Source organism: Streptomyces sp. ISL-10, assembly GCF_018614575.1.
In the GTDB taxonomy this organism is placed as follows: domain Bacteria; phylum Actinomycetota; class Actinomycetes; order Streptomycetales; family Streptomycetaceae; genus Streptomyces.
In genome coordinates, this window is record NZ_JAGGOJ010000021.1 from 81,767 (window position 1) to 104,825 (window position 23,059).

Genomic DNA, 23,059 nt, shown 5'->3' on the forward strand with positions numbered 1-23,059 from the left:
CCGCCGGCGTATGAGGCGCGAGGCCCGGGCAGCGCGCCGATCCTCACGACAGCGCGGCACAGACAGACGGCCCCTCCAGTCGGCGCGCCCCCTCACGGGACCGGGCGCAGTCAGCCGACGCCTCCGGCGAGTACGTCCACCCTCACGAGACTGCGGGCACAGGCGACGGGCACCTCCGGCCGGCGCCCCCACGCTCACGACAGCGCGGCACAGACAGACGGCCCCTCCAGTCGGCGCGCCCCCTCACGGGACCGGGGCGCAGTCAGCCGACGCCTCCGGCGAGTACGTCCACCCTCACGAGACTGCGGGCACAGGCGACGGGCACCTCCGGCCGGCGCGCCCAGGCTCACGACGGCGCGGCACAGGCGGCCGACGCTCCGGCAGGCGCGGCGTCGACGGCCCGGGCCTCGGGTCAGCTCGCCGTGAAGCCCAGCACCCGCAGCGTCCCCGCAGCATCTCGGTCCAGCAGGACCGCCGAGGCGCAGCCCCGTGGTAGACGGCCCGATTCCGCGTCGGCGATCAGGCGGCCCACTGCCCGACGATGGCGGGCGAAGGCGTAGCCCGAGACGCCGCGGCCCCGCTCGCGCTGGCCCTCTCGTGCCACCCGGGGCGGCACGTCCAGCAGCACCAGATGGAGCGACGCACTCCGTCGCCGCGCCTCCCGCGCGAGCCAGCGCCGTACCCACGCCTGCGTGCCGCAGTCGTGCACGACGACGCTCTCCCCGGAGCGCAGGGCGCGCCACAGGCGCACGTAGTGCGCGACCCGCACGAAGGGGCGGTAGACGGCGTACGGCAGGAGGCGGGGCGTGCGCGCGTCCCACAGGTCGCGGGTGTCCTGCGAGTCGATCCCGCGGCCGGTCACCGCACGCTTTATCAGCGTGGTCTTGCCGCTTCCCGGCAGCCCTGAGACGACGACCACGTCACCGGCCGCGAACACCAGGGCCCGCGGGCTGCTGCCCGCCCGGTCCCGCAGGTCTCGCAGCACGGGCGCGGGCACCCCGAGCAGATCACGGACGGGGACGCCCTGCTGGACGGGCATCCCCGCGGCCGTGGCGGCGTATGCGCCGGACCGCTGCAACATCATCACCCTCCCCCAAGTCGGGTCACCCCACCCTTTCCCATGAAGTGTAAAGAACTGGTAATACGGGACAACCGACTTTGCCACGGTCCGCGCGCCCCACAGCCGCCGCAGGCATGCAATGATGTGCGCGCCAACTGCATACCGGCCGCTTGAATCCGCGCGGGAGAGTCCTGTCACCTGGTGTGACGGGCGCCGAAGGAGCAAGTTCCTCCCTTGAATCTCTCAGGCCCCGTACCGCGTGCGATGAGGCAGATCTGAAAAGCGAGTCGCTCGAACGGCTCCACCCAAGGTGCAAACCACGACCATCCATACGCACGGTCGCGGCGAACCTCTCAGGTTCCGATGACAGATGGGGAGGATTGTCCTCGCAGCCATGCCCTGGGAGCCATACCTATGAGCAATGCCCCCCGCCGTACAGCCCTCGATGCCCTGCATCGTTCGCTGGACGCGACCATGACCGACTTCGCCGGCTGGGACATGCCGCTGCGTTACGCCAGTGAGCGTGACGAGCACAACGCCGTGCGTACGACGGCCGGCCTCTTCGACCTCTCGCACATGGGCGAGATCACCGTCACCGGCCCGCAGGCCGTGGACGTCCTCGATTACGCGCTCGTCGGCAACATCGGCACCGTGGGCCTCGGCCGGGCCCGCTACACGATGATCTGCCAGGAGGACGGCGGCATCGTCGACGACCTGATCGTCTACCGCCTGGACGAGACCGAGTACATGGTCGTCGCCAACGCGGGCAACGCGCAGATCGTCCTGGACGCGCTCACCGGGCGTGCGGCCGGTTTCGACGCGGAGGTGCGCGACGACCGTGACGCGTACGCGCTGATCGCGGTGCAGGGCCCCGAGTCCCCCGGCATCCTCGCGTCGCTCACCGACGCCGACCTCGACGGCCTGAAGTACTACGCGGGCCTGCCGGGCACCGTCGCGGGCGTCCCGGCCCTGATCGCCCGTACGGGCTACACCGGCGAGGACGGTTTCGAACTGTTCGTCGAGCCGCAGTACGCCGAGAAGCTGTGGCAGGCGCTCACCGAGGCGGGCGCCCCGGTCGGCCTGATCCCGTGCGGCCTGTCCTGCCGCGACACGCTGCGCCTGGAGGCGGGCATGCCGCTGTACGGGCACGAGCTGACCACCGCGCTCACCCCGTTCGACGCGGGTCTCGGCCGGGTCGTGAAGTTCGAGAAGGACGGCGACTTCGTCGGCCGCGATGCGCTGCGGGCCGCGGCCGAGCGCGCCGAGACGGCGCCGCCGCGCAAGCTCGTCGGGCTGATCGCCGAGGGCCGCCGCGTCCCGCGCGCCGGAATGGACGTGGTCGTCGGCGGCCAGGTCATCGGCACGGTCACGTCGGGCGCGCCGAGCCCGACCCTCGGCAAGCCGATCGCCATGGCGTATGTGGACGCCGCCCATGCCACGCCGGGCACGCCGGGCGTCGGCGTCGACATCCGCGGCACGCACGAGCCGTACGAGGTCGTGGCGCTGCCGTTCTACAAGCGCCAGAAGTGATCGCCCGCACCCTCTCTTCGTTCACCACCACTCCCCCGCGTACAGGAGAATTCTGGTCATGAGCAACCCCCAGCAGCTGCGGTACAGCAAGGAGCACGAGTGGCTGTCGGCCGCCGAGGACGGCGTGTCGACGGTCGGCATCACGGAGCACGCGGCCAACGCGCTCGGCGACGTGGTGTACGTCCAGCTTCCCGAGGTCGGTGACACGGTGACCGCGGGCGAGACCTGCGGCGAGCTGGAGTCCACCAAGTCGGTCAGCGATCTGTACTCCCCGGTCAGCGGTGAGGTCACCGCGACCAACGAGGACGTCGTCAACGACCCGTCGCTGGTGAACTCCGCGCCCTTCGAGGGCGGTTGGCTGTTCAAGGTGCGCGTCGCCGAGGAGCCGAAGGACCTGCTCTCCGCCGACGAGTACACCGATTTCGCGGGCTGACCCAAGACCTTAGGGACCGAGTGATGTCGCTTCTCAACACCCCTCTTCATGAGCTGGACCCGGATGTCGCCGCCACGGTCGACGCCGAGCTCCACCGCCAGCAGTCCACCCTCGAGATGATCGCGTCGGAGAACTTCGCCCCCGTCGCGGTCATGGAGGCCCAGGGCTCCGTCCTGACCAACAAGTACGCCGAGGGCTACCCCGGCCGCCGCTACTACGGCGGCTGCGAGCACGTCGACGTGGTCGAGCAGATCGCGATCGACCGCATCAAGGCGCTGTTCGGCGCGGAGCACGCCAACGTGCAGCCCCACTCGGGCGCGCAGGCCAACGCGGCCGCGATGTTCGCGCTGCTCAAGCCGGGCGACACCATCATGGGCCTCAACCTCGCCCACGGCGGTCACCTGACCCACGGCATGAAGATCAACTTCTCCGGCAAGCTCTACAACGTGGTCGCCTACCACGTCGACGACGCCACCGGCCAGGTCGACATGGCCGAGGTCGAAAAGCTCGCCAAGGAGTTCAAGCCGAAGCTCATCGTGGCCGGCTGGTCCGCCTACCCCCGCCAGCTGGACTTCGCCGCCTTCCGCCGCATCGCGGACGAGGTCGGCGCCTACCTGATGGTCGACATGGCCCACTTCGCGGGCCTCGTCGCCGCGGGCCTGCACCCCAACCCGGTGCCGCACGCCCACGTGGTCACCACCACCACGCACAAGACCCTCGGCGGTCCGCGCGGCGGCGTGATCCTGTCCACGGCCGAGCTCGCCAAGAAGATCAACTCCGCGGTCTTCCCCGGCCAGCAGGGCGGACCCCTGGAGCACGTCATCGCGGCCAAGGCGGTCTCCTTCAAGATCGCCGCCTCCGAGGAGTTCAAGGAGCGCCAGCAGCGCACCCTGGACGGCGCCCGCATCCTCGCCGAGCGCCTCGTCCAGCCGGACGTCACCGCCCACGGCGTCTCCGTCCTGTCCGGCGGCACCGACGTCCACCTCGTCCTGGTCGACCTGCGCAACAGCGAGCTCGACGGTCAGCAGGCCGAGGACCGCCTCCACGAGGTCGGCATCACCGTCAACCGCAACGCCATCCCCAACGACCCGCGGCCGCCGATGGTCACCTCGGGTCTGCGGATCGGCACCCCGGCCCTCGCCACCCGCGGCTTCACCACCGAGGACTTCACCGAGGTCGCCGACATCATCGCCGAGGCGCTGAAGCCGTCGTACGACGTGACGGCGCTGCGCGCACGGGTGACCGCCCTGGCCGAGAAGCACCCGCTCTACCCCGGACTGTGACGGATCTCCCGTAACAGCCCGGAGCAAAACAAAAGGGGCACCGCGCACACTGGACCGTGAGCGCGGTGCCCCGCACCACGTAAGCAGCACGTTTGCACGCATTGCCTCTGCACCACCCGGCAGACAACGGCGTCTACCACCCACAAGGAGTTCTCCGTGGCCCTCTCGGTCTTCGACCTGTTCTCGATCGGTATCGGCCCGTCCAGCTCCCACACGGTGGGCCCGATGCGCGCCGCCCGGATGTTCGCCCGGCGGCTGAAGAACGAGGGCATGCTGGCCCACACCGCCTCGATACGGGCCGAGCTGTACGGCTCGCTCGGCGCGACCGGCCACGGCCACGGCACCCCGAAGGCGGTGCTGCTCGGCCTGGCGGGCAACTCTCCGCGCACGGTCGACGTCGAGAGCGCCGACGACCAGGTCGAGCAGATCAAGGCGGAGAAGCGCATCAGCCTGCTCGGCATGCACGAGATCGGCTTCGACTTCGATACGGACCTGGTCCTGCACCGCCGCAAGGCGCTGCCCTACCACGCCAACGGCATGACGCTGTGGGCGTACGACGCCGACGGCACCGCCCTGTTGGAGAAGACGTACTACTCGGTCGGCGGCGGCTTCGTCGTCGACGAGGACGCGGTCGGCGAGGACCGGATCAAGCTCGACGACACCGTACTGAAGCACCCCTTCCGCACCGGCGACGAGCTGCTGCGCCTCACCCGGGAAACCGGTCTGTCGATCTCCGCGCTGATGCTGGAGAACGAGAAGGCCTGGCGCACCGAGGAGGAGATCCGCGAGGGCCTGCTGGAGATCTGGCGGGTGATGCAGGCGTGCGTGTCCCGCGGCATGTCCCGCGAGGGCATCCTGCCCGGCGGACTGAAGGTCCGCCGCCGCGCGGCCACCACTGCCCGCAAGCTGCGCTCCGAGGGCGACCCGCAGGCGCTCGCGATGGAGTGGATCACGCTCTACGCGATGGCCGTGAACGAGGAGAACGCCGCGGGCGGCCGCGTCGTCACCGCGCCGACCAACGGCGCGGCGGGGATCATCCCGGCGGTGCTGCACTACTACGTGAACTTCGTCCCCGGCGCCGACGAAGAGGGGATCGTCGACTTCCTGCTCGCGGCCGGCGCGATCGGCATGCTCTTCAAGGAGAACGCCTCGATCTCCGGCGCCGAGGTCGGCTGCCAGGGCGAGGTCGGCTCCGCCTGCTCGATGGCGGCGGGCGCGCTCGCCGAGGTCCTCGGGGGCTCCCCGGAGCAGGTCGAGAACGCCGCGGAGATCGGCATGGAGCACAACCTGGGTCTCACCTGCGACCCGGTCGGCGGCCTCGTCCAGATCCCGTGCATCGAGCGCAACGGCATGGCCGCGGTCAAGGCGGTCACCGCGGCCCGCATGGCGATGCGCGGCGACGGCACCCACAAGGTCTCCCTCGACAAGGTCATCAAGACCATGAAGGACACCGGGGCGGACATGTCGGTGAAGTACAAGGAGACCGCGCGCGGCGGGCTCGCGGTGAACATCATCGAGTGCTGAGCGATCAACCATGGCATACGGGCGGCCCCCGGCGTTTCCCGCCGGGGGCCGCCCGTATGTCCCGCTGCGTCAGGCCTTGTTCAGGTGGGACCAGAACTCGTCGAACGACAGGAGCTTGTCCTTGTCGGTGTCCTGCGCGGCGATCACGGCCTCGGCGACTGCCTCGGTGACGTTCCAGTCACCCATCTGAGCCATCGCCGTCTTGTACTCGGCCGCAGTGATGAAGCCGTCGCCGTCCGCGTCGTACCGATCGAACGCCTTGCGTGCTGCCTCGATGTCCGCCACCGGTCCACCCCTTCTTGGTGCATTACTGACGGGGGTCAGATTATCGGCCCACATGGCGGATCATGGACGGGAGCCCGGACGGCGGGCGGGGGGCGAGCGTTGAGCGGAACACTGGCGGAGATCCTCACAGCAGCGGCCGAGGGGCGGTTCCCGCCGCCGAACGGCTGCGTGACGGTGGTCGGGCAGCCGGTCGCCCGGGACGCGGGCGTGGTGGCCTTCACCGCGCACTCGGTGGTCTTCACGGACGAGGAACCGGCCTGGGTGCGGGAGCAGTTGGCCCGGGCGGCGGCCGACCCGCTGGCTACCGCGATGAACCCGGGGTTCCTGTGCGCCCTGATGGCCCGCACGGGCCGCGCCATGGACACCATCGACCTGGTGACCGTAGCGGGAGCCCTGCCCGGTGAACCGGCCCTGCGCCTGAGGGAGCTGGCGGATCCGGAGCATCCCCGCGTGGCGCGGGCCCTCAAGCACCGCGACGATGTGCGGGTGTGGGCCGCGGACGGAGGGGTGCTCGTCCTCGGCCGCGGACTGGCGGGCCGCTGGGAGACGGCGGTCGAGGTCGACGAGGAGGCGCGCGGGCGGGGCCTCGGCCAGGCGCTGGCGCGTGCGGCCCGGCATCTGGTGCCGGGGCCGGTGGTGTGGTCGCAGCAAGCGCCGGGCAACGCCCGCAGCGTACGGGCGTTCCAGGCGGCCGGGTACCGGCCGGTCGGCTCGGAGGCGTTGCTCACGGCCCACTGAACGCACGCAGGGCCAGCAGGCGTTGCTCACCGCGCACCGAGGACACACAGGCCTCCGCCCCGGGCTTGGCGGCACCGGGGCGGGCGGGTCGGGCGCAGGCTCAGCCGCGCCAGGGCCGGTAGTGCGGGTTGTCCAGGCACTCGTTCATGATCTCGGTCCTGGTCTGCTTGTCGACTGGGCAGCCGCCGACGATGAACCGGCGGGCGACTCCGCCGGGGAAGGCCACCTCGACCTGGTCGGCCCAGGTGTGGGTGTCGCCGATGGTCTTGTTGACGTCGATGCCGCCCGGGGCGTCGATGTAGTAGTTCCAGGCGCTCTTCCACTGCTTGTACAGGTCATGGTCGTAGGTCGTGGAGACGAACGGGGAGGGCTGGTTGACCAGGACGTACTTCGCGATGTCGTACTGGCCGTACAGCGGCGCCTTGGGGTGGAAGCCCTGCTCGAAGACGATCTGGGGGCCGCGGTTGTCCGCCCGGTAGAGCTGCTCGCAGCTCGTGCGGTAGGCAGGCGGTTCGGGCGTGATCCGGTCGGTGTCGACGCTGCGGTCGGCGGCGGCGAAGAGTTTGTCCTCGACGACCGGACACATGGCGGCGGCGAGGGCGGCGGCCGCGGGTGCGGGGGCCGGGGATGCGGCGGTGGAGGCGGCCGCTGGGGCGAGGGCGGCGGTGAACGACAGGGCGACGACAGCGGCCCGACGCCGCAGACGAGAGGTGATCATAAAGATCAGCTTCCCGTCCTCGCGGCAGCGGGCCGTGCAATGTCACCCGCTCTGGGGCGAGTTGTGCGCCGTTCTACCGGAAGACGCCGGTGTGGCCGAGGGAGTAGCGGCCCGGCTGGGGATAGACCGCGAGCCCGTGGGGGCCGCTGCCGACCGGGATACGGGCGAGCTGCTTGCCGGTCTGCGTGTCGATGGCGTACACCTCGGCGTCGTAACGCCCGGACAGCCACAGCACCTTGCCGTCGGCGGAGACGCCGCCCATGTCCGGGCTGCCGCCGTCCGGCAACCACCACTTCTTGGTCAGCTTGTTGCGGGCGAAGTCGAAGACGGAGATCGATCCCTCGCCGCGGTTGGGGATGTACATCTCCTCGGAGTCCCGGCTGATGTAGAGACCGTGGGCTCCCTTGCCGGTGGGCATCAGCTTGGGCTCGGTGAACTTCTCGCCGTCGAGCACCCACACGCCGTGCGCGATCATGTCGGCGATGTAGAAGGTCTTGCCGTCCGGGGAGAGCTTCACGTCCTGCGGCATGGCGCCCTTGAACGGCAACCGCTGCCGGCCGACGACCTTCATCTTCTCCGTGTCGACCTTGAGCAGTTCGGCGGAGAACTCGCAGGAGACGATGAAGTACCTGCCGTCGGCGGAGAAGTCGGTGTGGTTGACGCCGTAGCAGGAGACGGGCTCGGTGTGCTTGCGCTCCATGGTGTGCGGGTCGCGGAAGACCAGCTCGCGGTCGAGACTGGCCATGACGACGGCGTACTTGCCGTTGGGCGTGAAGTAGAGGTTGTACGGGTCGTGGACATCGACCGGCTTGCCCGCCTTGCCGGTGGCCGGGTCGATCGGGGTGAGGGTGTGGCCCCGGTTGTTGTTGACCCAGAGCGTCTTGAGGTCCCAGGACGGGACGACGTGCTGCGGCTGCACGCCGACCGGAATGGTGTCGATGACCTTGTACGTCTTGGGGTCGATGACCGAGACGGTGTTGGAGTTGGTGTTGGGCACGTAGACCCGGGACGGGAAGTCCTTGACGACCGGCGAGAACTTGCCCGGCCGGTCGGCCGCGTAGATGTCCTTCGGATCCTGGACGGGCGGCATGCCGGGCAGTCCGGCGGAGGTGGCCGCGATCTTCTTCGGCTGGCGGGACGGGGCGGCCTGCTCGGTGCCGCGCGCCCCGGTCTTGTCTCCGCCCGAGCCGCAGCCGGCGAGGAGGACGATGAGGACGCCCGCGAGGAGCGCCGTGGTCCGCTGGGTGAGGGAGGTCGTCGGATGCATCAGCTCAGCAGCTCCGTGGTGGTCACCGCACGCATTCCGCGGCGGTCGAGTTCGTCGAGAAGGGCGGGCATGGCGGCGACGGTGTCCGCGTGCCCGAGGTGCAGGCTCACCTCCGGTCCGCGCCGGATCCGCCCGGTGACATGGCGGGTGACGGCCGAGGCGCCGGGCGAGGTGACGTCGAGGGAGCCGACGTCGTAGCAGAGGACGTGGGAAAAGCCGGCACGGCGGACGAGGGAGGTGACGAGCGGGGTGGCGCGCCGGGCACGGGAGGGGCGGAACCAGGTGCCGATGGAGCCGGTGAGCCGGCGCAGCCGCTCGGCACAGCCGGTGATCTCCCGCTCGGCACAGCCGGTGATCTCGGCGTACGCCTCCTGTTCGGTCATCTCCGAGATGCTCAGATGGCGCTGGGTGTGGTTGCCGAGGTCGTGTCCGCCGCCGAGGCTCCTGCGGGCGAGGCGGGGATTTCCGTCCAGCCATGAGCCCACCTCGAGAACTGTCAGGCGGGCGCCGGCGCGTTCGGCCTCGGCGAGGACGGCTTCGGTCAGGGCCGGGACGCCCTGGTCGTGGAAGATGAGGGCCACCCGGTCGCCGTCGCGGGGGCCGTGGGTGATCTCGGCGGGACGGCCGGGGAAGCGCCGCGGTGTGGGGGCGGGGCGTGGTGTGTCCGCGGCGGGGCCGGTCGGGGGACCGGCGTCGTCGGCGCATCCCGCGGCGAGGGTTCCGCAGGCGGCCGCACCCGCCCCGGCGCGCAGAACGCTGCGGCGGTCGATCGGGGTCACGGGAATGCACAGTAGGGGCGGAAAGCGCGAAAGATAACGATTGACCCGACTTGCTTCGCCTGCGGGTCGCCCGGCCCGAACACCCCAGCGCCACGACCAACCGACGAATCACTCACCCTAGCTGATATATATTCAGCGATTACCAGGCTGATGCGCGATTCCACCTAGGATTCAGGAGCGTAAAATCCTCTCTGCCTGATCTTGTCCACATATGGACTTTTGGAAATGGGGCGTCCGCCTGTCATAGTCGAGGACACGACCCCATTGACCCGGGCCAGGTCGTCGTCAACTGCCGTGGATACACCCCCCCGATCCACGGCGCTCCGCGCAGAAGCCCCCAAGGCGCCGCACCACGGCGCATGGGGGCTTCTGTGCGTCGCCTCAGCGGTCGACGACGCGCATTTCGAACCAGGTGGTCTTGCCGCGCGGCAGCAGGTCGACGCCCCAGCGGTCGGAGAGCGTGTCGACGAGGAACAGACCGCGTCCGCTGGTGTCCATCTCCCGCACCGGCATCAGACAGGGCAGACCGCGCGAGGGATCGCGGACCTCCACCCGGATCCAGCCGCGGCGGCGCAGCATCCGCAGACCGAAGACGCGCGCCCCCGTGTGACGCACCGCGTTGCCCACCAGTTCCGAGACGAGCAGCACCGCGTGCTCACAGGTCTGGGCCGGCAGCGCCCAGTGGCGCAGCACCACACACTGGGTGAGCCGTCGCGCGGTGCCCGCGGATTCGGGCCGGGACGGCAGCCGGACCTCCTCCTCCGCCGGATTCCCGTACAACTCCAGTGCTTTGAGCGCCTGTTCGTCGTCCACGGCCGGGATCCATCGAGCGGCGCTCGCACCTGCGCGCTGCCGCGGTTGTCCCACACCCTCCAGGCCCGCCATGCCTCCATCATGGCCGCAAAGGGCCGCCCCCGTGGCCGTTCCACGGGAATAGGCCCCCCGGAATTCTTCCTTCCGGGGGAGCCGTTCGGCATATGCCTCTGACCTGGTGCGGTCACCAGCACCCCATCTGAGCTGCATCGATGCCACTCGCAGGGATGCCCTTGGGTGCGATGGAGGACGATCCGTCCGCAATCGTCGCCCGGCGGGGGCGATTCGGCGCACGCGATTGACGCGCGCCGCGGAGCCGCTCCCTCCGCCCCAACTATCCGTCGATCAGAGGAACTTGGCCTTCCCCGGACCCTCCTCGACGAAGCTGCGCATGCCGCGCTCGCGGTCCTCGGTGGCGAACAGGCCGGCGAACCAGTTCCGTTCGATCGCGAGGCCCGTCTCGATGTCCGTCTCCAGGCCCGCGTCCACCGACTCCTTCGCCGCACGCAGCGCCAGCGCCGGGCCCTTGGCGAGCTTCGCCGCCCAGGCGCGAGCCTGCTCATAGACCTCGGCGGCCGGGACGACCCGGTCGACCAGGCCCAAGGTGAGGGCTTCCTCCGCGGCGACCATCCGGCCGGTGAAGATCAGGTCCTTGGCGCGGGACGGGCCGATCAGCCGGGACAGCCGCTGCGTGCCGCCGGCGCCCGGGATCAGACCGAGCAGGATCTCGGGCTGGCCGAGCTTGGCGTTCTCTGCCGCGATCCGGTAGTCGGCGCAGAGCGCGAGCTCGCAGCCGCCGCCGAGGGCGTAACCGGCGACAGCGGCGACGACGGGCTTGGGGATACGGGCGACGGCGGTGAAGGACTCCTGCAGGCCGCGGGAGCGCACGATCATCGCCGTGTGGTCCATCACCTGCATCTCCTTGATGTCCGCGCCCGCCGCGAACACCTTCTCGCCGCCGTAGAGGATCACGGCTCGGACGTCCTCGCGCCGGGTCGCCTCTTCGGCGAGCTCGCGCAGGCGGTCCTGCACGGCGATGTCGAGGGCGTTCATCGGGGGGCGGTCCAGGCGGATGGTGCCGACGCCTTCGGAGACTTCGAGGGAAACGGTCATGGAGGGAAGGTTAGCCGCCGTTAACGACAGGGGACCCGGTGCTGTTGCTCACAGCACCGGGCCCCTGGGACGCGTGTTACTTGAGGAAGCGTGTTACTTGATCCACTCGGACCAGGGCATGTTCCAGCCGTTCAGCCCGTTCTCCGGGGCGATCTGCTTGTCCTTGGAGTTCTTCACGATCACCACGTCGCCGATGATCGAGTTGTTGTACAGCCAGGCGGCCGGGGTGCCGTTGTCGTACGCGCCGCGCACATCACGCAGGCCGACACAGCCGTGGCTGACGTTCGCCGAGCCGAATGTGCCCGCAGAGGCCCAGTAGTTGCCGTGAAGGAACGTGCCCGAGGTGGACAGGCGCATCGCGTGCGGCACGTCCTTGATGTCGTACTCGCCGCCGAAGCCGACGGTGGCGCCGTTCATCCGGGTCACCTTGTACTTCTCGCTGATGACCATCTGCCCGTTGTACGTGGTGGTCGACGGCGCACCCGCGGTGATCGGGATGTTCTTGATCTCCTTGCCGTCACGCACGACCCTCATGGTGTGCGCGGCCGCGTCGACCGTGGAGACCTGCGAGCGGCCCACGGTGAACGAGAACGTCTTGGCCTGCTTGCCGTACACACCCGGCCGGCCCTCGACGCCGTCCAGGTTGAGCTTCACGGTCACCTTGGTCCCCGCGGCCCAGTACTTCTCCGGGCGGAAGTCGAGGCGGTCGTTGCCGAACCAGTGGCCCTCGATCGGCACGGACGGCTCGGCGGTGACCTTGACGGCCTTCTCCACGGCCTCCGGGTCGGTGATGCCCCGGGTGAAGTTGATGGACACCGGCATGCCGACGCCGACGGTCGAACCGTCCTCCGGCGTGTAGTGGCCGATGAAGGTGTTCTGCGGAACGAGTGTGGTGAAGGTGGTGTCCTTGGCCGACTCACGGCCGTCGGCGTCCTTGGCGACCGCGTGCACCTTGTACTTGGTCGAGCCCGCCAGGTGCTGCATCGGCTCCCAGCTCGCGCCGTCGCCGGAGATCTTGCCGTCGATCCTCGTGCCCTTGTCGTCCTGCACGGTGACCGTGGTCAGCTTGCCGCCGGAGGCGGTGACCTTGAGCGCTCCGCTCGTGGCGACAGCGTCCGCGCCGTCCTTGGGTGCGATGGTCACCACGGCCTTCGACGCCGCGTTGTCGACCGTCCCGCCGCCCTTGTTGCCGGGACCGGCCTCGCCGCCCTTGCCGGAGCCCCCGCCCCCGCAGGCCGTCAGCGCCAGCAACGCACCCAGCGCCAGCGCGCACATCCGGGCGCCCCCGCGACCGTACTGTCGCCGGCCTGCTCCGGCCGATGCCCCCGATATCGGCTGCCCGTTCATTGTGTTGTTCTCCCCTCAGCACGGCCTGGCCCCGCCGCAGCCGCGCACCCCCGCGCACCTCACGCACGCACGAAGCCAGAAAATCACACCGCAGGTCACCAAATGTCCCTGTGAATGTCACCGTTCAGTCCCAACGTGTCCATCGAAGGGGGTGGAAATACGGCTGGCAGGGGTGGCGGGCGGCGTACCGGTCGGAGGGGGCGGATCAGCCCTGGGGCGGATCGGCCCGAGCGGGGGACCAGGCCGAGGGCGGACCGGGCCGAGGGCGGACCGGGCCGAGGGCGGACCGGGCCGTGGGTGCCGGATCGGTGCCGTGGGAGGGATAAGGAGATCAGTTCAGGGCGGAACCCGCCCGCCATTGCTCCCAGTCGAGGTTCCAGCCGCCGAGGCCGTTGTCGGGAGCGACCGTCCTGTCCTTGGAGTTGACCACCTCGACCACGTCGCCGATCAGGGTGCGGTCGAAGAACCAGCCCGCCGGGGACTGACTGCTGCCACCCTTGTCGTCGCGCAGGCCCACACAGCCGTGGCTGACGTTCGCCGAGCCGAACGTGTCAGGCGAGGCCCAGTAGTTGCCGTGCAGGAACGTGCCGGAGGTCGTCAGACGGATCGCGTGCGGCACGTCCTTGATGTCGTACTCGCCCTTGCCGTCCTTCGTGGTGAAGCCGACCGTCGCGCCGTTCATCCGCGTCACGTCGAACATCTCGGTGACGACCATCTTCCCGTTGTACGTCGTCGTCTTCGGCGCGCCCGCCGTGATCGGCACGGTCGCCAGCAGCGCTCCGTCCCGCACGACCCTCATGGTGTGCGCCGCCGCGTCGACCGTGGAGACCTGGGAACGGCCCACGGTGAAGGCGATCGTCTTGTGCTGGATGCCGTACACGCCGGGCGCGGCCTCCACGTCCCGCAGCCGCATGCGGACGGTGACCTTCGTGCCGGGCTTCCAGTACTCACGAGGCCGGAAGTCGAGCCGCTCCTTGCCGAACCAGTGTCCGGCGACCTCGACCGGGGGGTCCGAGGTGACACTGATGGCCCGCTCGACGGCGGCGCGGTTCTCGATCACCCGGTTGAAGGTGAAGGAGACGATCATTCCGGTGCCCACGGTCGAACGGTTCTCCGGTTTCACGTACCCGATGAAGCGGTGCTCGGGGACCGCTGTGGTGAACGTGGTGTGGCGTGCCGTGCGGCGCCCGCGCCCGTCCACGGCGACGACGTCGACGCTGTACTTGGCGGCGAGGCCCAGCCGGATCCCCTCGGCCGGGGTCCAGCGCAGACCGTCCTGCGAGACCGAGCCGGGCACCTCGGTGGGGCCCGCGGCCTCGACCTGCGTGACCTTCACCCGCTCCAGCCGGCCGCTGGGCAGCTTGACCACCAGCCGGGCGTCGGGACTGACGCCCCGGGCTCCGTCCTCGGGCGTCACCCGGATCGTGTCCTCGGGCGCCCGCGGTTTGCTGTCGATGTCGAAGGTCCCGCCGGTGCAGGCGGCGAGCCCCGCGACGAGTCCTGCCCCGGCCACGGCGAGGACCGCGCACCGCCCTGCACGCTTCAGTACATGTCTCACGTACCGCCCAACGACCGGCCCCCTGTGTGGGCAACGTGGGGGCGGGGCGATGTTGGGACGAGTGCCGGGCGGGCAGAAATGGTGAAAGGACCATACGGGCCGCCGTGGAAGGGACGCCGGGGCGGCCTGGTGGGCTGTCCGGGCGTGGTCCGCCGGACGGCCGCTCGCCGGGAGGAACCCTTCCGGCAGGCCCGACGAGCCGCGGGAGGCCGACAGGTGTCGAGCGCAGCCGAGCAGGAGACGGTGGACGAAGGAGTGCGGGGGGCGTCGCCGAGAGCGCCGTCGGCGGCGGGCACGCAGGGCCGCCGTCCGGCGGTGCGTGCCGCGCCCGCGTGGCCGGGGACGCCGACCCCGCTGGGGGCGCGCTACCGCGTGGGGCCCGACGGTGTCGCGGGGACCAACTTCGCGCTGTGGGCGGGCGGGGCCGAGGCGGTCGAGCTGTGCCTGTTCGACGGCCTCGGCCCCTCGGCCGCCGAGACGCGGGTGCCGCTGACCGAGCTGACGCACGAGATCTGGCACGGCTTCGTGCCGGGCGCGGGGCCCGGCACGCGTTACGGCTACCGGGTGCACGGCCGCTGGGACCCGTGGACCGGAGCACGCTGGAATCCCGCGAAGCTGCTGCTCGATCCGTACGCCCGTGCGGTGGACGGGGACTACGCCGACCTCGGACTGCCGCCCGAGGTGTACGGGCACGTCCGGGACTGGCCGCAGCAGCATGTCGCCGACACGGTGCGCGACGACCGCGATTCGGCGCCGTTCGTACCCAAGGGCGTCGTGGTCCACGACGACGCCGACGGCGACGAGTGGATGGACGACCGCAGGCCGAAGACCCCGTGGGCGGACTCGGTCATCTACGAGGTGCACGTGCGTGGCTTCACCCGGCTGCACCCCGGCATTCCCGAGGAGCTGCGGGGTACGTACGCGGGCCTCGCGCACCCCGCCGCGATCGAGCATCTCGTGGGGCTCGGGGTGACGGCGGTGGAGCTGCTGCCGGTGCATCAGTTCGCGCACGAGGACCACCTGCTGCGGCGGGGACTCGTCAACTACTGGGGCTACAACTCCATCGGCTACTTCGCCCCGCACGGCGCGTATGCGGCGTCCGGCACGGCCGGTCAGCAGGTCGGTGAGTTCAAGCGGATGGTGCGCGCCCTGCACGCCGCCGGGATCGAGGTCATTCTCGACGTGGTCTACAACCACACGGCGGAGGCGGGCGAGCTGGGGCCGATGCTGTCGCTGCGCGGCATCGACAACCGCGGCTACTACCGCCTCCAGGCGGACGCCCGGCGATATGCGGACTACACCGGATGCGGCAACACCCTGCATGTGGTGCAGCCCCATGTGCTGCGGCTGATCACCGACTCGCTGCGGTACTGGGTCACCGAGATGGGCGTCGACGGCTTCCGCTTCGACCTGGCGGCGGCCCTCGCCCGCTCCATGCACGACGTCGACATGCTGTCCCCCTTCCTCGCCGTCATCGCCCAGGACCCGGTGCTACGGCGGGTGAAGCTGATCGCCGAGCCGTGGGACGTCGGCAACGGCGGCTATCAGGTGGGTGCCTTCCCCCCGCTGTGGACGGAGTGGAACGACCGCTACCGCGATGCCGTGAGGGACTTCTGGCGCGGGACGCTGCCCGATGTGCGGGATCTCGGCTACCGGCTGTCCGGCTCCAGCGATCTGTACGCCTGGGGCGGCCGCCGCCCGTACGCGTCGATCAACTTCGTCACCGCGCACGACGGTTTCACCCTGCGCGACCTGGTCAGTTACGAGCACAAGCACAACGAGGCCAACGGCGAGGGCAACCGGGACGGCACCAACGACAACCGCTCGTGGAACTGCGGCGCCGAGGGCGAGACGGACGACCCGGAGATCAACGCGCTGCGCCGCAGGCAGATGCGCAACCTGCTCACCACGCTGCTGCTGTCGACCGGGGTGCCGATGCTGGTGGCGGGCGACGAGATGGGCCGCACACAGGGCGGCAGCAACAACGCCTACTGCCAGGACAACGAAGTCAGCTGGGTGGACTGGTCGCTGCCGGAGCAGGAGACCGGGCGCGGGCTGCTGGAGCTGACCCGGCGGCTGCTCGCGCTGCGCCACACCCATCCGGTGCTGCGCCGGCGCGCCTTCTTCTCGGGCCGGCCGCAGGCGCCGGACGGGCTGCGGGACCTGGCGTGGTTCACCCCGCAGGGCACGGAGATGAGCGAGGGCGACTGGTACGCGCCGTCCGCGACGCTCGCGCTCTACCTGTCCGGTCGCGACATCCCCGGGCGGGACGCGCGGGGGGCACAGGTGACGGACGACAGTTTCCTGACGATCCTGCACGCGGCGGCGGAGCCGGTGGACTTCCACCTGCCGGGGCCGCCGTGGGCCCAGGCGTACGAGCTGGTGGTGGACACCTCGCGGGAGGAGCAGGCGCAGGCGCCCGGGACGGTGCACGAGGGGGGTGCCGTGGTCCGGGTGCCCGCCCGCTGCGTACTGCTGCTGCGTGTGCGGACCTGACTACCGGCCTCGTACCCGCCGCATACCGGCCTTCGGGTGAACGTCTCCCGGGTGCTCCCCCGGTGGCCGGAAAACCACATGAGGGCTGTCAGTGGTGAACCGTAGGCTCGCACCTGATGCCCACCTCACCCGTCGCCCCCGGTCCTTCGTCCGAGCGATCCGCCGTGCGCTCGCTGCTGCGGCTGTGGCCGTATGTGCGGCCCGTACGCACCCGCCTGTTCAGCGCGGCGTTCGTCGCGATTCTGGCCTCCTGTCTGAGCCTTGTCATCCCCCTGGTCCTCAAGTGGATCGTGGACGGCCCGGTGGCGGGCAGCGATCCGGGCGGGGTGTGGCTCGGGGCGCTGATGCTGCTGCTCCTCGGCGTCGCGGAGGCCGCGCTGTTCGGCTTCCGGCGGTGGCTGGTGGCCCGGCCGCTCGCCGGGGTGGAAGCGGCGATGCGCGCCGATCTCTTCCGGCATCTCCAGCGCCTGCCCGTCGCCTTCCACGACCGGTGGGCCTCGGGGCAGCTGCTCTCCCGGGGCACGACGGACCTGATGCTGCTGCGGATGTTCCTGGCCTTCCCGCTGACGTTCCTGCTCGTCAACGGGGCGACGATCCTGGTCGGTTTCGTGCTCCTGCTGGACCAGGAGTGGATGCTCGGTCTGGTGCTGCTCGCGCCCGTGGTGCCGCTCGTCGTCGCGTGCAACCTCTTCCAGACGAGGTATTCGCTGGTCGCCCGCCGGGCGCAGGACCAGGTCGGCGACCTGACGACGGTCGTGGAGGAGAGCGTCCTCGGCATCCGTGTCGTCAAGGGCTTCGGCCGGCACCGCAGTCAGGCCGAGGCGTTCCGGGCGCTGTCGGACCGGCTGCGCGGCACGGAGCTGGGCAAGGCCCGGCTGCTCGGCGGCATCTGGGCGCTCATCACGGTCGTCCCGGAACTGGCGATCGGCGCGGCCCTCGTGCTGGGCACGGTCCAGGTCGCGGACGGCGGGCTGTCGGCGGGCACGCTGGTGGCCTTCCTGTCGACCGCGCTGGCGCTGCGCTGGCCGGTGGAGTCGATCGGCTTCCTGCTGGCGATGAGCCAGGAGGCGGCCACGGCGGCCGACCGGTACTTCGAGGTGCTGGACACTCCCGAGGAGCGGGAGCCGGCCGACGACGCGCGGAGCCCCGCGTCCGGGGAGGGGGGACTGCGCTTCGAGGGCGTCGAGTTCCGCTACCCGGACGCCCCTGAGGACGTCGCCCCCGTCCTCGCCCGGGTGGACCTGCATGTGCGTCCAGGCGAGACGATGGCGCTCGTCGGCGGCACCGGCAGCGGCAAGACCACGCTCACGGCACTGGTGCCGCGGCTCTACGACGTCACCGCCGGACGCATCACGCTCGACGACCGGGACATCACCACGCTGCCCCGGGAACGGCTGCGCGAGCTGGTGTCCGTGGCCTTCGAGGAGCCGACGCTGTTCTCGGCGAGCGTCGGGGAAAACGTGCTGATGGGCGCCCATGACGCGACGGACGCCAACCTGCGGCGCTCCCTGGACATCGCACAGGCGGGCTTCGTCGACGACCTGCCGCACGGCGCCCGCACGCAAGTCGGCGAGCAGGGTCTGAGCCTGTCCGGCGGTCAGCGCCAGCGGCTGGCGCTGGCGCGCGCGGTCGTCGGGCGGCCCCGCTTCCTGGTGCTCGACGACCCCCTCTCGGCACTCGACGTGCACACCGAGACGCTGGTGGAGGCGGCGCTGCGCCGCGTCCTTCAGGACACCACGGCCCTGGTGGTGGCGCACCGCCCGTCGACGGTCATGCTCGCCGACCGGGTGGCGCTGCTGTCCGGCGGCCGGATCGCGGCGGTGGGCACGCACCACGAACTGCTGCGGACCAACGCGGAGTACGCCTGGCTGATGTCGGGCACGGGGAGGTCCGACGGCGCGGAGGACGCGGAGGACGCGGAGGACGCAGGGGGCGCGAGGGACGCGGAGGACGCGGGGAAGCCGAACGCTCCGGAGACGACAGCCGGGGCGGGCGCACCGGCCCGGAGAAGCGCCGCAGGCGCGGAAGGGAGGGCCCGGTGACGACGGGTTCGACAACGGGCCCGACCGAGGACCCGGCGCCGGGCCCGGGCCCGACCCCGGCGACCGGTTCCGTGACCGGTCCGATGACCGACCCGGCGGCGGGCCCGGCGCACGCCCCACGGGTCGGCCCCGCCCAGCACCGGACGGCCGATCCCACAGCCGACCTGGCCGGGGACCCGGCCGCGGGGCCACCGCGCGACCCATCCGCCGGTCCCGCCCTGAGTCCGGTCGCTGGTCCGGCCGTGGGTCCGACCCTCGGCCGGACGGCCGATCCGGCGGCGCTCCCGGCGGGCGGGCCCGCCGACGGGGCCGCCCCGGGCGCCACCGCCGCCGGCAGCGGCGACGGCGCGGGGCGCGGCTCCGGGACCGACGGGAAGCCGGTGCGGCCCGTCAGGCTGGACGACCCCTTCGACCGGGACGCCCTGCCCGCGTCCAACGGCGCGACCGGGGCCCTGCTGCGTTCGCTGCTCGCGCCCCGCCGGGCGCGCGTGGTGCTCGCCGCGGTGCTTCTGCTGCTCCAGCAGGCGACCGTCCAGGCGGGTCCGCTGCTCGTCGCGTACGCCATCGACCACGGCGTGCCCGCCTTCAGGGCGGACGACCACGGACCGCTGATCGCTGTCGGCGCCGGATACGCACTGTGCGCGCTTGCGGCCGGCTTCCTCCAGTACGCCTTCATCCGCGCGTCCGCCCGTGTCAACCAGGACGTGCTGCTCGACCTGCGGGGCCGTATCTTCCGCCATGCCCAGGCGCTGAGCGTGGACTTCCACGAGCGCTACACCTCCGGCCGCCTGATCTCCCGGTCGACCACGGACGTCGAGTCCCTGCGGGAGCTGCTGAGCGAGGGGCTGCAGGAACTCATCGGCGTCGTTCTCGCGTTCGTCTTCATCTCGGCCATGCTGCTCTGGCTGGACGTGGGGCTCGGCGGGATCGCGGTGCTCTCGTTCGTGCCGCTGTACCTGCTGGTGCGGCTCTACCAGCGGCGTGCGAAGTCGGTGTTCATGGCGCGGTCGACGGCGATCGCCGCGGTCATCGTGAAGTTCGCCGAGACGATGAACGGCATCCGTCCCGTGCGCGCCTTCCGCCGGGAGCGGGCCAACGACGACGCCTTCCGCGTGCTGAACGACCGCCATGCGCGCCGCAACGGCGACGCCCTGCTGGAGGTGGCCCGCTATGTGGTCGGTTCGCGGCTCGTGGCCAACACGGCGGTGGCCGGGATCGTGCTGTGGGGCGCGTACCGGGTCGCGTCCGGGACGCTGGCGCTGGGTGTGCTGGCGGCGGCGGTGCTGTACCTGCGGCGGCTGTACGACCCGATCGACCGGCTCGGGATGTTTCTCAACTCCTACCAGTCGGCGGCCGCCTCACTGGAGAAGATCGCCGGGCTGCTGGCGCAGGTCCCGTCCGTGCCGGAGCCGGCGCGGCCGCGTGAGCTGCCGGTGCTCAAGGGCGGTCGTCCCGGCCGGGAGGTCGTCTTCGAGCGGGTCGGCTTCGGCTACCGCACGGGCGGTGAGGTGCTGCCGCCCTTCGATCTGACGATCCCGGCCGGGCAGACGGTCGCCGTCGTCGGCTCGACGGGCGCGGGCAAGTCGACCCTGGCCAAGCTGCTGGCCCGGTTCTACGACCCGACGCACGGCCGGGTGCTCCTCGACGGGACGGATCTGCGGGACCTGGCCGTGCCGGAGCTGCGGCGCGGGGTGGTGATGGTGACACAGGAGGCGTTCCTTTTCTCCGGCACGGTCGCGGAGAACATCGCGATCGGCCGGCCCGACGCCGGCCGCGCGGAGATCGAGCAGGCGGCGAAGGCCATCGGGGCGCACGACTTCGTCGCCGCGCTGCCCGAGGGCTACGACACCGATGTGCGCAAGCGGGGCGGGCGCATCTCCGCGGGTCAGCGCCAGTTGGTCGCTTTCGCACGTGCGCTGCTCGCCGACCCGGCGGTGCTGATCCTGGACGAGGCGACGAGTTCGCTGGACATCCCCGGGGAGCGGGCGGTGCAGCGGGCGATGGCCACCGTGCTGGAGGGGCGTACGGCCGTGGTGATCGCGCACCGGCTGTCGACGGTGGAGATCGCGGACCGGGTGCTGGTGATGGAGCGGGGGCGGATCGTCGAGGACGGAGCGCCTGCCGAACTGATCTGCGGCGAGGGCCGTTTCGCGGGTCTGCACAAGGCGTGGCGCGAGAGTGTGGTCGGCTGACGCCGTGCCGGGAGAGCTCAGGCCCCGCCGCGCAGGAAGCGGCGCAGCTTCGTCAGCGGCCATGTGTTGATGACGTCGTCCTTGGTGAGCCAGCCGCGCTGTGCCGTGCCGACGCCGTAGCGCATGTAGGGCAGGTGCGTGGTGGAGTGCGCGTCGGAGTCGACCGCGAACTTCACCCCGTACCGCTTGGCGCGCAGGATCTCCTCGTCGCAGAGATCGAGCCGTTCCGGGTGTGAGTTGATCTCCAGGGCGGTGCCCGTTCGGGCGCAGGCTTCGAATACGGCGTCGAAGTCGGCGTCGATGCCGGGCCGTTTGCCGAGCAGCCGGGTGGTGGGGTGGCCGATGATGGCGACGTGCGGGTTCTCGCAGGCGCGCAGCAGCCGCCGGGTGAGCTCGCGGCGGTTCTGGTTGAAGTGCGAGTGGACCGAGGCCACGCACAGGTCGAACCCGGCCAGGAACTCGTCGGGCCAGTCCACTTCGCCCTCCGGCCCGATGTTGAGTTCGGTGCCGTGCAGCAGCCGCATCCCATGGTGCTTCCGGTCCAGTTCCCGTACGCGCTCGCGCTGCGCGAGCATCTTCTCGTCGGTCATCCGCTGCATGGCGAGGTTGGGGGCGTGGTCGGTGATCGCGAAGTAGGCGTAGCCGAGGTCCGCGGCGGCGGCGATCATGTCCTCCAGCGGGGCGAGTCCGTCGGTGAGGTCGGTGTGGGTGTGGAGGTCGCCCCGGATGTCGCGGTCGGTCAGCAGCTCGGGGAGTTCGTCGCGCAGTCCGGCCGCGATCTCTCCGCGGTCCTCGCGCAGGGGCGGTGGGATCCAGGGCAGGCCGAGCCGGGCGTAGATGTCCTCCTCGTTCTCCGAGGTGATCTTCTTGCCGCTCTTGGCGTGGAAGAGCCCGTACTCGGAGAGCTTGAGCTTGTGCCGCACCGCGATCTCGCGGGTGCGGATGTTGTGGGCCTTGGAGCCGGTGAAGTACTGCAGTCCCGCTCCCCATGAGTCGGGCGGCAGGACCCGCAGGTCGACCTGGAGTCCCTTGGTGGTCCGGACAGAGGTCTTCTTCTCCCCGCCGGCGATGACCTCGGCCGTGTGCGGCATGCGGCCGAAGGCCTCCATGAAGGGTGCCGACCGTTCGGCGGCCACCAGGATGTCGATGTCCCCGATGGTCTCCTTCATACGGCGCAGCGACCCTGCGTAGGTGCACCCTGAGCAGCCGGTGACCGCGGACAGCTCGGCGACGATCTGTTCGGCGACGTCCATCGCGGCGTTGATCAGGATGCGGCCGCTCCGGCCGGCCTTCTGCATGAGTTCTATGCCGTGAAGGACGTTCTCCTCGGTCTTCTCGCCGAATCCGCGCAGGTCACGCAGTCGCTCCTGGTGGATGGCCTCGAGTAGCTGGTCCACCGAGGAGATGTCCAGTTCCTCGTAGAGGACCATCGCCTTCTTGGGGCCGAGCGTGGGGATGGTGATCAGCTCGCGCACCCCGGCCGGGATCGAGGCCCTGGCCTCCTCGACGGTGGAGACCTGACCGGTCCGGAGGTACTCGACGACCTTCTCGGCGATCGACTTCCCCACGTTGGGGATCTCCTTCAGCCCTTGGATGTCGAGCTTCGAGATGTCGGCGGGGAAGCCTCCGATGGCACGGGCCGCCTTTTCGTAGGCACGTGCCTTGAAGGCGTCGCCGCCGGTGATCGTGATGAGGTCGGCGTACTCCTGGAGCAGCGCCTCGACCTCCTCATTGGCCCTGGTCATATCCGCCGGGTGCCCCCGGGGCCGACTGCCACGCATGGGCGATGACCCATCGAAACGTCCGCTTAACGAACACGACTTTTCGGGCAACGGACGATTTCTGGCCAACTCTTGACGCGCCCCTGTCATAAAGCCCGCG

Annotated in this window: 18 protein-coding genes and 1 riboswitch; of the genes, 8 read left to right on the forward strand and 10 right to left on the reverse strand. The window is 70.7% G+C overall.

Going from position 1 to position 23,059, the window contains the following annotated elements; all coding sequences use genetic code 11:
• Nucleotides 1-412: 412 nt before the first annotated feature.
• A complete protein-coding gene (locus J7E88_RS25105; RefSeq protein ID WP_215184864.1) occupies nucleotides 413-1,084 on the reverse strand; it encodes an AAA family ATPase in 672 nt (223 codons plus the stop codon).
• Between the two features lie 147 nt (nucleotides 1,085-1,231).
• A riboswitch (glycine riboswitch) is annotated at nucleotides 1,232-1,328 on the forward strand.
• Between the two features lie 146 nt (nucleotides 1,329-1,474).
• On the opposite strand from J7E88_RS25105, the gene gcvT reads away from it, so the two are divergent.
• The 4 genes from gcvT (at nucleotide 1,475) to J7E88_RS25125 (ending at nucleotide 5,830) form a co-directional block, all read left to right on the forward strand.
• Nucleotides 1,475-2,590 carry a glycine cleavage system aminomethyltransferase GcvT gene (gcvT, locus tag J7E88_RS25110; RefSeq protein ID WP_215184866.1) on the forward strand — a complete coding sequence of 372 codons (1,116 nt, stop codon included), beginning with the start codon at nucleotides 1,475-1,477 and terminating at the stop codon, nucleotides 2,588-2,590.
• A 58-nt stretch (nucleotides 2,591-2,648) separates the two neighbouring features.
• Nucleotides 2,649-3,023, forward strand: a complete 375-nt coding sequence (gene gcvH, locus J7E88_RS25115; protein WP_215184868.1) for a glycine cleavage system protein GcvH — start codon at nucleotides 2,649-2,651, stop codon at nucleotides 3,021-3,023.
• A 23-nt stretch (nucleotides 3,024-3,046) separates the two neighbouring features.
• Complete coding sequence (gene glyA / locus J7E88_RS25120) at nucleotides 3,047-4,306, forward strand: serine hydroxymethyltransferase (protein WP_215184870.1); 1,260 nt, start codon at nucleotides 3,047-3,049, stop codon at nucleotides 4,304-4,306.
• Nucleotides 4,307-4,462: 156 nt separating this feature from the next.
• The gene (locus tag J7E88_RS25125; protein WP_215184872.1) at nucleotides 4,463-5,830 is read left to right on the forward strand and encodes an L-serine ammonia-lyase; all 1,368 of its coding nucleotides are present in this window, start codon (nucleotides 4,463-4,465) and stop codon (nucleotides 5,828-5,830) included.
• Nucleotides 5,831-5,899: 69 nt separating this feature from the next.
• Here the strand turns inward: J7E88_RS25125 and J7E88_RS25130 are convergent, their stop codons facing one another.
• Nucleotides 5,900-6,115 (reverse strand): EF-hand domain-containing protein, encoded by a 216-nt coding sequence (locus tag J7E88_RS25130; protein WP_215184874.1) that lies wholly within the window; start codon nucleotides 6,113-6,115, stop codon nucleotides 5,900-5,902.
• A gap of 99 nt (nucleotides 6,116-6,214) precedes the next feature.
• Between J7E88_RS25130 and J7E88_RS25135 the strand changes: the two genes are divergently transcribed.
• Entirely contained in the window at nucleotides 6,215-6,853 is a 639-nt protein-coding gene (locus J7E88_RS25135; protein ID WP_215184876.1) for a GNAT family N-acetyltransferase, read from the forward strand.
• A 100-nt stretch (nucleotides 6,854-6,953) separates the two neighbouring features.
• Here the strand turns inward: J7E88_RS25135 and J7E88_RS25140 are convergent, their stop codons facing one another.
• The 7 genes from J7E88_RS25140 to J7E88_RS25170 all read right to left on the reverse strand — a co-directional run bounded on the left by J7E88_RS25140 (nucleotide 6,954) and on the right by J7E88_RS25170 (nucleotide 14,448).
• Nucleotides 6,954-7,571 (reverse strand): ADP-ribosyltransferase, encoded by a 618-nt coding sequence (locus J7E88_RS25140; protein WP_215184878.1) that lies wholly within the window; start codon nucleotides 7,569-7,571, stop codon nucleotides 6,954-6,956.
• Nucleotides 7,572-7,644: 73 nt separating this feature from the next.
• On the reverse strand, nucleotides 7,645-8,838 hold the full coding sequence (locus J7E88_RS25145; RefSeq protein WP_215184880.1) for a YncE family protein: 1,194 nt from the start codon (nucleotides 8,836-8,838) through the stop codon (nucleotides 7,645-7,647).
• On the reverse strand, nucleotides 8,838-9,617 hold the full coding sequence (locus J7E88_RS25150; protein WP_215184882.1) for a polysaccharide deacetylase family protein: 780 nt from the start codon (nucleotides 9,615-9,617) through the stop codon (nucleotides 8,838-8,840). Before J7E88_RS25150 ends, J7E88_RS25145 begins: the two co-directional genes overlap by 1 nt.
• A 381-nt stretch (nucleotides 9,618-9,998) precedes the next feature.
• The gene (locus tag J7E88_RS25155) at nucleotides 9,999-10,502 is read right to left on the reverse strand and encodes an ATP-binding protein (RefSeq protein ID WP_215184884.1); all 504 of its coding nucleotides are present in this window, start codon (nucleotides 10,500-10,502) and stop codon (nucleotides 9,999-10,001) included.
• 273 nt (nucleotides 10,503-10,775) lie between these two features.
• Nucleotides 10,776-11,543, reverse strand: coding sequence for an enoyl-CoA hydratase/isomerase family protein (locus J7E88_RS25160; protein WP_215184886.1), 768 nt, complete (start codon nucleotides 11,541-11,543; stop codon nucleotides 10,776-10,778).
• Between the two features lie 93 nt (nucleotides 11,544-11,636).
• Nucleotides 11,637-12,890: an Ig-like domain-containing protein gene (locus J7E88_RS25165; protein ID WP_215184888.1), complete on the reverse strand. Its 1,254-nt coding sequence runs from the start codon at nucleotides 12,888-12,890 to the stop codon at nucleotides 11,637-11,639.
• Nucleotides 12,891-13,221: 331 nt separating this feature from the next.
• Nucleotides 13,222-14,448, reverse strand: a complete 1,227-nt coding sequence (locus J7E88_RS25170; RefSeq protein ID WP_215184890.1) for an Ig-like domain-containing protein — start codon at nucleotides 14,446-14,448, stop codon at nucleotides 13,222-13,224.
• Between the two features lie 216 nt (nucleotides 14,449-14,664).
• Between J7E88_RS25170 and glgX the strand changes: the two genes are divergently transcribed.
• The 3 genes from glgX (at nucleotide 14,665) to J7E88_RS25185 (ending at nucleotide 21,178) form a co-directional block, all read left to right on the forward strand.
• A complete protein-coding gene (glgX, locus tag J7E88_RS25175) occupies nucleotides 14,665-16,944 on the forward strand; it encodes a glycogen debranching protein GlgX (RefSeq protein ID WP_215184892.1) in 2,280 nt (759 codons plus the stop codon).
• Nucleotides 16,945-17,060: 116 nt separating this feature from the next.
• Nucleotides 17,061-18,986 (forward strand): ABC transporter ATP-binding protein, encoded by a 1,926-nt coding sequence (locus J7E88_RS25180; protein WP_215184894.1) that lies wholly within the window; start codon nucleotides 17,061-17,063, stop codon nucleotides 18,984-18,986.
• A 380-nt stretch (nucleotides 18,987-19,366) separates the two neighbouring features.
• On the forward strand, nucleotides 19,367-21,178 hold the full coding sequence (locus tag J7E88_RS25185; RefSeq protein ID WP_215185075.1) for an ABC transporter ATP-binding protein: 1,812 nt from the start codon (nucleotides 19,367-19,369) through the stop codon (nucleotides 21,176-21,178).
• Between the two features lie 17 nt (nucleotides 21,179-21,195).
• Here the strand turns inward: J7E88_RS25185 and polX are convergent, their stop codons facing one another.
• The gene (gene polX / locus J7E88_RS25190; protein WP_215184896.1) at nucleotides 21,196-22,923 is read right to left on the reverse strand and encodes a DNA polymerase/3'-5' exonuclease PolX; all 1,728 of its coding nucleotides are present in this window, start codon (nucleotides 22,921-22,923) and stop codon (nucleotides 21,196-21,198) included.
• Between the last annotated feature and the right edge of the window lie 136 nt (nucleotides 22,924-23,059).